At 29.6% G+C, this 7223-nt stretch carries 5 protein-coding genes and 1 pseudogene; 4 read left to right on the top strand and 2 right to left on the bottom strand.

The window, feature by feature from the left end; genetic code table 11:
- Together B2671_RS04300 and B2671_RS04305 are read left to right on the top strand one after the other, a co-directional pair.
- Nucleotides 1–439: pseudogene (locus B2671_RS04300) on the top strand (hypothetical protein); the annotation flags it as partial.
- A gap of 124 nt (nucleotides 440–563) precedes the next feature.
- Complete coding sequence (locus B2671_RS04305; protein WP_346869310.1) at nucleotides 564–1646, top strand: glycosyltransferase; 1083 nt, start codon at nucleotides 564–566, stop codon at nucleotides 1644–1646.
- 202 nt (nucleotides 1647–1848) lie between these two features.
- Here B2671_RS04305 and B2671_RS04310 read toward each other — a convergent pair whose 3' ends face one another.
- A complete protein-coding gene (locus B2671_RS04310) occupies nucleotides 1849–2961 on the bottom strand; it encodes a DEAD/DEAH box helicase (RefSeq protein ID WP_346869311.1) in 1113 nt (370 codons plus the stop codon).
- A 115-nt stretch (nucleotides 2962–3076) separates the two neighbouring features.
- On the opposite strand from B2671_RS04310, the gene B2671_RS04315 reads away from it, so the two are divergent.
- Nucleotides 3077–3670, top strand: coding sequence for a DUF5616 domain-containing protein (locus B2671_RS04315; protein WP_346869312.1), 594 nt, complete (start codon nucleotides 3077–3079; stop codon nucleotides 3668–3670).
- 273 nt (nucleotides 3671–3943) lie between these two features.
- Here the strand turns inward: B2671_RS04315 and B2671_RS04320 are convergent, their stop codons facing one another.
- Nucleotides 3944–4600, bottom strand: coding sequence for an HAD family hydrolase (locus B2671_RS04320; RefSeq protein WP_346869313.1), 657 nt, complete (start codon nucleotides 4598–4600; stop codon nucleotides 3944–3946).
- Nucleotides 4601–5199: 599 nt separating this feature from the next.
- Here B2671_RS04320 and abc-f point away from each other — a divergent pair.
- The gene (abc-f, locus tag B2671_RS04325) at nucleotides 5200–6852 is read left to right on the top strand and encodes a ribosomal protection-like ABC-F family protein (protein ID WP_346869314.1); all 1653 of its coding nucleotides are present in this window, start codon (nucleotides 5200–5202) and stop codon (nucleotides 6850–6852) included.
- Nucleotides 6853–7223 lie beyond the last annotated feature (371 nt).

The following is a 7223-nucleotide window of genomic DNA, read 5'->3' on the forward strand; positions in this document are numbered from 1 at the left end:
ACCACAAGGCCCAACAGGCCCTACTGGTGGAAATTCACAATTAAGAGGACTTCAAGTTTCTAGAAATCTACAACAAGAAGTTCTAGCAAATGCTCCAATCATATTTGATGCTATTAATGCAAATTATGATGGAGATTTAGTTTGGAATACAAACACAACTATTACTATTAACAGGACAGGTATTTACTACGTTAGTTGGTGGGTTTCTTATGAGAGTACATCAGCAAATTATGTTTCCTTTGCAGTTTTACAAAATGGTTCTATACAGGGACCAGCAAGTAATCCTAGTAATGTAAGAGACCAAATTTCTGGGTTTGTAATAATAAATGGTGTTGTTGGTGACACAATTAACTTAACCAATATAAGTACGAATTCAGTATTGCTTGCTGCAGATGTAAATGTTCGTGCATCTTTATCAATAGTTAGCGTACACCTATAAAATTTACTCAGCTGGGGTTATAATAACTCCAGCTAAATTTTAAAATAATAATAAAAATACTTAAAAATTATAAAAATAAATGTATAAATTATAAAGATTTTAGAGCTTAGTGAGGTGTTTTGTGATGAATTCATATAAAATTTGTGTATATGCAATATGTAAAAATGAAGAGAAGTTCGTTGAAAGATGGGTAGAATCAATGTCTGAAGCTGATAGTATAATAGTTTTAGATACTGGTTCAACAGATAATACAGTAAATAAGTTGAAAGAATTAGGGGTGAATGTATATAAAGAAATTTTTAATCCTTGGAGGTTTGATGTAGCAAGAAATAAATCGTTAGAACTAGTGCCAGAAGACACTGATATTTGTGTATGCACAGATTTAGATGAGGTATTTGAAAAGGGTTGGAGAGAAAAGGTTGAGAATGCATGGAAAGAGGATACTCAACAGTTACGATATAGATATACTTGGAATTTTGATGAAGATGGAAATGAAGGATATGTATTTTTATACGAAAAAATTCATGCACGTAATGGTTTTAAATGGGTTCATCCCGTTCATGAAGTTTTGAATTATTATGGTGATCAACAATATATTGTTAGTACTGAACCCAAAATACAACTAAATCACTATCCTGAAAAATCAAAATCTAGGGCACAATATTTAGGTCTTCTTGAATTGTCGGTACAAGAAGATCCAAATGATGATAGAAACTTACACTATTTAGGCAGAGAATATATGTATATGGAGATGTGGGATAAATGTATTAGTACATTATTAAAGCACCTAGAATTACCAACAGCATTATGGAAATCTGAACGTTCTGCTTCTATGAGATATATAGCAAAATCTTATATGGAAAAAGGAGATATTAGTAAAGCTAAGGAATGGTTTGCCAAATCCATTTTAGAGGAACCTAATTTGAGAGAACCCTATGTAAATATGGCAAATTTATTATATAGATTACAAGAATGGTCAGGGGTGCTTTATATGATAGAATGTGCACTTAAAATAGAAGATAGACCGTTGTCTTATATTAATGAACCAGGAGCATGGGGTTCAGAACCATATGATCTTGCTTCTATTGCTTGTTTTAATTTACAACTTTACAATAAGTCATATTATTATATAACAAAAGCAGTTGAAATATCTCCTAGTAATAAGCGTTTAAAGAATAATCTTGATTTAATAAAAAAATTTATTTAATAATAATTATTAGAAATCGATGAAGTTATATAGAATATGATTAATAATAAAAATAGAAACTTTTATTTTTGATGTTAACCATTTAAAAAATGTGGAATTAAACTTGGGTTAATATAAATGGAAAAAATATAATTTAAAGCTAGGTACTGAGGGAAATAAATCCCCTAGTACCTTATTATTTTATATCATGTTAAACCTCAAGTTACACTAAATCTATATTTCTTCTAGAAATTTTAAATCCTATTTTTTCTTCAATTTTTTCAAGTAAATGGGTATCTTTGGGATCCATAAAACAACAAGTATATCCACTTTCACCAGCTCTAGCTGTTCTACCAATTCTATGAATATAGCTTTCTGGAGATTCTGGGATGTCATAGTTATATATGTGAGTGATACCAGAAATATCGATACCTCTTGCAGCTACATCCGTTGCAATTAGATATTGGATATCCGCATTTCTAAAGGACTTCATGATTCTTTCTCTTTTATTTTGAGGAACGTCGCTATGGATTTTCTCGCAATTAAATTTTCTTTTACACATAGCCATTTCAAGAGCATCGGCTCTTCTTTTAGTTCTGCAGAAGACTATTGCCATAAATGGGTTATCTTCTTCAAGAGCTTTAAAGAGGGAATCTTGCTTTAAGCGATCTGTAGTTTCAACAATTTCTTGATTTATAGTAGAAAGAGTTATGCTTTCTTTTTTCACAGACACCACAATAGGATCTTTCATATATTTATAAGCAAGTTTTTTAACAGAAGAATCCATAGTAGCAGAAAAACATAATGTTTGATAGTTTTTAGGAGTATGCTTGATTATATTTTCTACTTCATTTTTAAAACCCATAAGTAGCATTTGATCTGCTTCATCAAGAACAAAGGTTTTAAGCTTAGATAAATTGATTGATTTTCTCTCAAGATGATCAAGAAGTCTTCCAGGGGTAGCTATTATTAAGTGAATGCTTCCCTTAAGCTTATTTAATTGGGAACCTATATCTTTTCCGCCATAAGCAGCTAAAATATTTATATTTACGCTCTCAGCTAATTTAGAGGCCTCGTTAGTAATTTGAATAGCTAACTCGCGGGTTGGAGTCAATATTAACACTTGTGTAGCATCAAGGTTCGGATTAATATTTTCAAAAATGGGCAATAGAAATGCTAAAGTTTTACCTGTGCCAGTTTGAGCTTCAGCTATAAGGTCTTTTCCATCTTTAATATATGGAATACTTTCTCTTTGAATATCAGTTGGATCTTTTATCCCAGATTTATTTAATATATCTATTATATTTGTACTAATTCCTAATTCTTTAAAATTCATTTACTCATACCTTTCATCCTTTATTCAACGCCTAATAGTAACACATATTAAAGTATTTATCAATTTTATAGATTCCATACAAATGAGATGAATAATCCTTATAATGTGGAGCATAATGAATGGTGAAAAAAGAAAGGTAGTAGAAAAGGCCACTGAAAGGCAGAGGCTTGCTTTAGTGAGGGGAATTTCTAAAAGTGAAGATGTTACAAATAGAAAATTTAAAGAAGTTACTGATTCTTTATCTGGTAAAACAGTTAACATAGATGGTTTTAATACAATAATAACTCTAGAAGTTGCACTTTCTAATTCATTAATTATAAAGTCAATGGATGGTACAATAAGAGATTTAGCAGGACTTCGGGGTACATATTCAGTCATAGATAAAACAGATATAGCAATTAAACTACTAGGTGAAAGATTAGGACAATATAAAGTTAATAAAGCTATATTCTATTTAGATAAACCAGTTTCAAATTCAGGGAGACTGAAGATGAGAATCTTAGAATTGCTAGAAAATTTACAATTTAAAGTAGAGGTAGAGATTATTAACAATGTGGATAGTATATTAGAAACAAAAGAAAATGTAGTATCTAGTGATGCAATTATCATTGATAAATGTAATAGTTGGATAAATATGGATAGGAATATTATTGATGATAAGAAGTTAGGGGTTAATTGTGTGGATTTTAGTAAATTTTATTTTTTGTAAGGATGTATGAGCGCATGAGTAAAAACATTACTGTTTTGTATAAATCAACAGGAAAAAGAAGGCAAGCAATTCTGGAACCAAACGCAGTAAAAAGACACATAAAAAGTTGTTGAGGGAGTGAGTAAAATTCTACTTAGATAGTAGAAAAATAAATACTTCTGACATAGTCATTTGGCAGAGGTATTTATTATTTTATTATAATACAGTATTGGAAAAAAGTTACATATACACCTTCTGGAAAGAGATATTTATTCATTGACTTTTGGATTAATGTTATTCAAATAAAAACTTTTCAAGCTCCTCAACCTTATTAAAATAATAATCACAGTTTTTTTTCATAAATTCTATAATTAAGCTATTTGTGTGTGACCATCCAGCACTAGCAAAATCTACATTACAACTTTTTGCCATATCAAAGCCTGGCTTCAAATCATCAATCATTATAAGTTCATTAGGTTTAAGGCCATATTTACGCATAATTTCCTGAAGAGGATATGGATTAGGCTTACGCTCTTCTTCACAGCGTTCCCATCCGAAAATCATGTTTGGAGCAAGACTACAATTCTCTAAATAATCGCGATTTATGTTTTCACTGTAAGAATGAGAGACAACGCAAACTAGTCCACCTTCTTCTTTTTGCCTTTGAATAATTCTTTCAAATCCAGTATAGAAAGCAGGTACATTGTTTTTTACATACTCATTCCATGTAGTAAGTTGATAGTTCATTTCCTCCTCTGTAAACTTCAAAATATCAAAGCATAAAGAATTAAATCCAGGATCAAAACAATACATCATAAATTCATCTAGAGTTATTTCTATATTTGGACGAAGTTTAAATAATGTATTTTTAAATACTGGAAAATGTATTTCAGGTGTACTTCTAACAACGGTATCGTCATGGTCAAGGACTAAACATTTATATTTCAACATAGCTGACTCCTTTTTATTTATTATATCTTATGTTTTTGAATTTTATTTTTAATTTGTTAATACTATAAAAACAAATGTATATTAACTAATATATATTATACATGAATATAGGCATGTTTAGGAGATGTTTTTCATATAGAGTGTAGCTTTAAATTTTAAATTACCTGTTTATAAGAATGGTATAATATAGATGGTTAATGAATGTAAGACATGTAGAGATAAGTCTAGGTCAAAGAAGTTGACAGTCCAATGAGTTATTTATATAATTATTATTGAGTAGTTTAAAACTCAATTTTAAGAAAGGCAAGGTATTTGCAGACATGAGAATATAATTCACTTTTATTTATGAGAAATCAAAATTAGAATGAGGCCTAAAGAAAGGCTTTGTTGTTATGCATTTTATTTGATTTTGTGAGTGGATAGTATTTTTGTAACTGTTGATAGTTTGTCAATATAGTGTGTTATTAATCTTAATTATGACTTTGAATCCTAATATATACTGATTTTTTTGTATATATTTCAAGGTTTTATTTAGTGTATATTAAAGGTTATGATATAGTTGCGATACTATCCTCTCCAGATTATAAGGAGGGGATTTTTTGTTATTAGTTGAATGTAGTAATATTAAAAAAAGTTTTGGTGATAGAGCTATCTTGGATATAGAAAATTTAAAGGTTTATTCCCAGGATAGAATAGGTATTATAGGTGTAAATGGAGTTGGTAAAACTACATTAATTAATATATTGTGCCAAAGATTGCAGCCAGATGAAGGAGGTGTTAAGTTATACGGAAGATACTCATATATATCCCAGTTAGAAGGACCAGAAAGTACATCAATAACTAATGAAATGGCTTCTAGATTTAATGTAGAAAGTATTTGGAATGAGAACATGAGTGGAGGAGAAAAGACTAGATTTAAAATTGCTCACGCTCTAAGCCAGAATAATCTGTTGACATTTGCAGATGAGCCTACTAGCAATATGGATATAGAGGGCATTGAGCTTATGGAAAAAAGTTTTAAAAAATATAAAGGAGCATTAATCCTTATATCTCATGATAGAAACTTCTTAGACGGATTATGTAATAAGATTTTAGAAATAGAGGATGGCAGAATAAAAATATATTATGGTAATTATAGTGACTATGCTGCTTTGAAAGCTAAGGAGAGAGACCGAGCTGAATTTGAATATGAGGAGTATATAAAAGAAAAGAAGCAACTTAAAAGTGTAATTACCGATGCAAAACGAAGGGTAAAGAGTATAAAGACAACTCCTAAACGAATGGGAAATTCCGAGGCTAGGCTTCACAAGATGGGAGGTCAAAAGGCAAGGGCAAATATTGAAAGAACGGTGAAAAATATTGAAAAGAGAATAGATCACCTTGAAGTTAAAGAAAAACCTAAAGAACAAGTTAGCATAAAGCTAGACATTGAGGATTCAAATAAGCTCCATAGTAAAATAGTTATAGAGGGTAAAAATATAACTAAGGCATTTGACAAGAAGATGATACTAGATAATGCTGAATTTAGCATATATAACACCTCAAAGGTAGCACTCATTGGTCCTAATGGATGTGGAAAAAGTACCTTAATAAAGATGATAATGGACAATGATAAATCCATTAGAATTGCTAAAGGAGCAAAGATAGGATACTTTAGTCAAGCTATAGACATTTTAAAAGAAAATTGTACTATTATAGAAAATGTAATGGAAAGTAGCATACATGATGAAACTTTCGCTAGGATACTACTAGCAAGATTATTATTTAAAAGAGAAGATATCTATAAAGAAGTAAGTGTATTAAGTGGAGGAGAACGAGTTAAAGTATCCTTTGCAAAAATGCTATTACAAGATATAAATATCCTTATACTAGATGAACCTACTAATTATATGGATATAAACTCTCTTGAGATTGTAGAAAATGTACTTAAAGATTATCATAGCACTTTATTGTTTGTATCCCACGATAGAAGATTTGTAGAATCTATTGCAGACCATATAATGACTATAGAAAATCATAAAATTAAGGTTTTTAAAGGTAACTATAAGGAGTACTTAGATAGTAAAAATAAATGTGAAGATAATGATAAAGAAGAAATTGAAAATGAAATTTTCATATTGCAAAATCGTCTTTCAGAAGTTGTTGGAAGGCTATCCATGCCATCAAAAAAGGATGATGTAGTAGCACTGGATGAAGAATATAATGAATTGTTATTAAGGTTAAAGGAATTAAAAACAAATTTATCAAAATAATAAGAAAACTCTTTACAACATATTACAAAAGGGATAAAGTTTATTCAAATTTTCAATTACCTCAAAGGTTCGAATTAGACTATATTGGAAGTGATAATGAGAAACATAGATCAATAGTTATCCATAGAGTAATATACTGTAAGAACTATAAATAAAGATGATGTTTTTATTATATTTATTAGAGCCAGAGGAATTGATGAAATTGAACTAAAGATAAAAAGCTACCACAACAGCTCTTACATGCAATTTAAATAAACTACTTATTCCAAACTTTGATGATGTGATTGATAACTGATAATAAGACTATACCTGCTGTTATAGAACATAAAATATTGAGATATGTTTTAAACTTAGACCAGCTAATTATAGTC

The sequence above is a fragment of the Clostridium sp. UBA5119 genome, from assembly GCF_002414285.1.
Lineage (GTDB): Bacteria > Bacillota > Clostridia > Clostridiales > Clostridiaceae > Clostridium_J > Clostridium_J sulfidigenes.

Excerpts from the sequence above, each read along its gene's own strand:
- B2671_RS04315 (WP_346869312.1), top strand. The coding sequence starts at position 3,077 with ATGAATGGTGAAAAAAGAAAGGTAGTAGAAAAGGCCACTGAAAGGCAG.
- B2671_RS04320 (WP_346869313.1), bottom strand. The coding sequence starts at position 4,600 with ATGTTGAAATATAAATGTTTAGTCCTTGACCATGACGATACCGTTGTT.
- B2671_RS04305 (WP_346869310.1), top strand. The coding sequence starts at position 564 with ATGAATTCATATAAAATTTGTGTATATGCAATATGTAAAAATGAAGAG.
- B2671_RS04310 (WP_346869311.1), bottom strand. The coding sequence starts at position 2,961 with ATGAATTTTAAAGAATTAGGAATTAGTACAAATATAATAGATATATTA.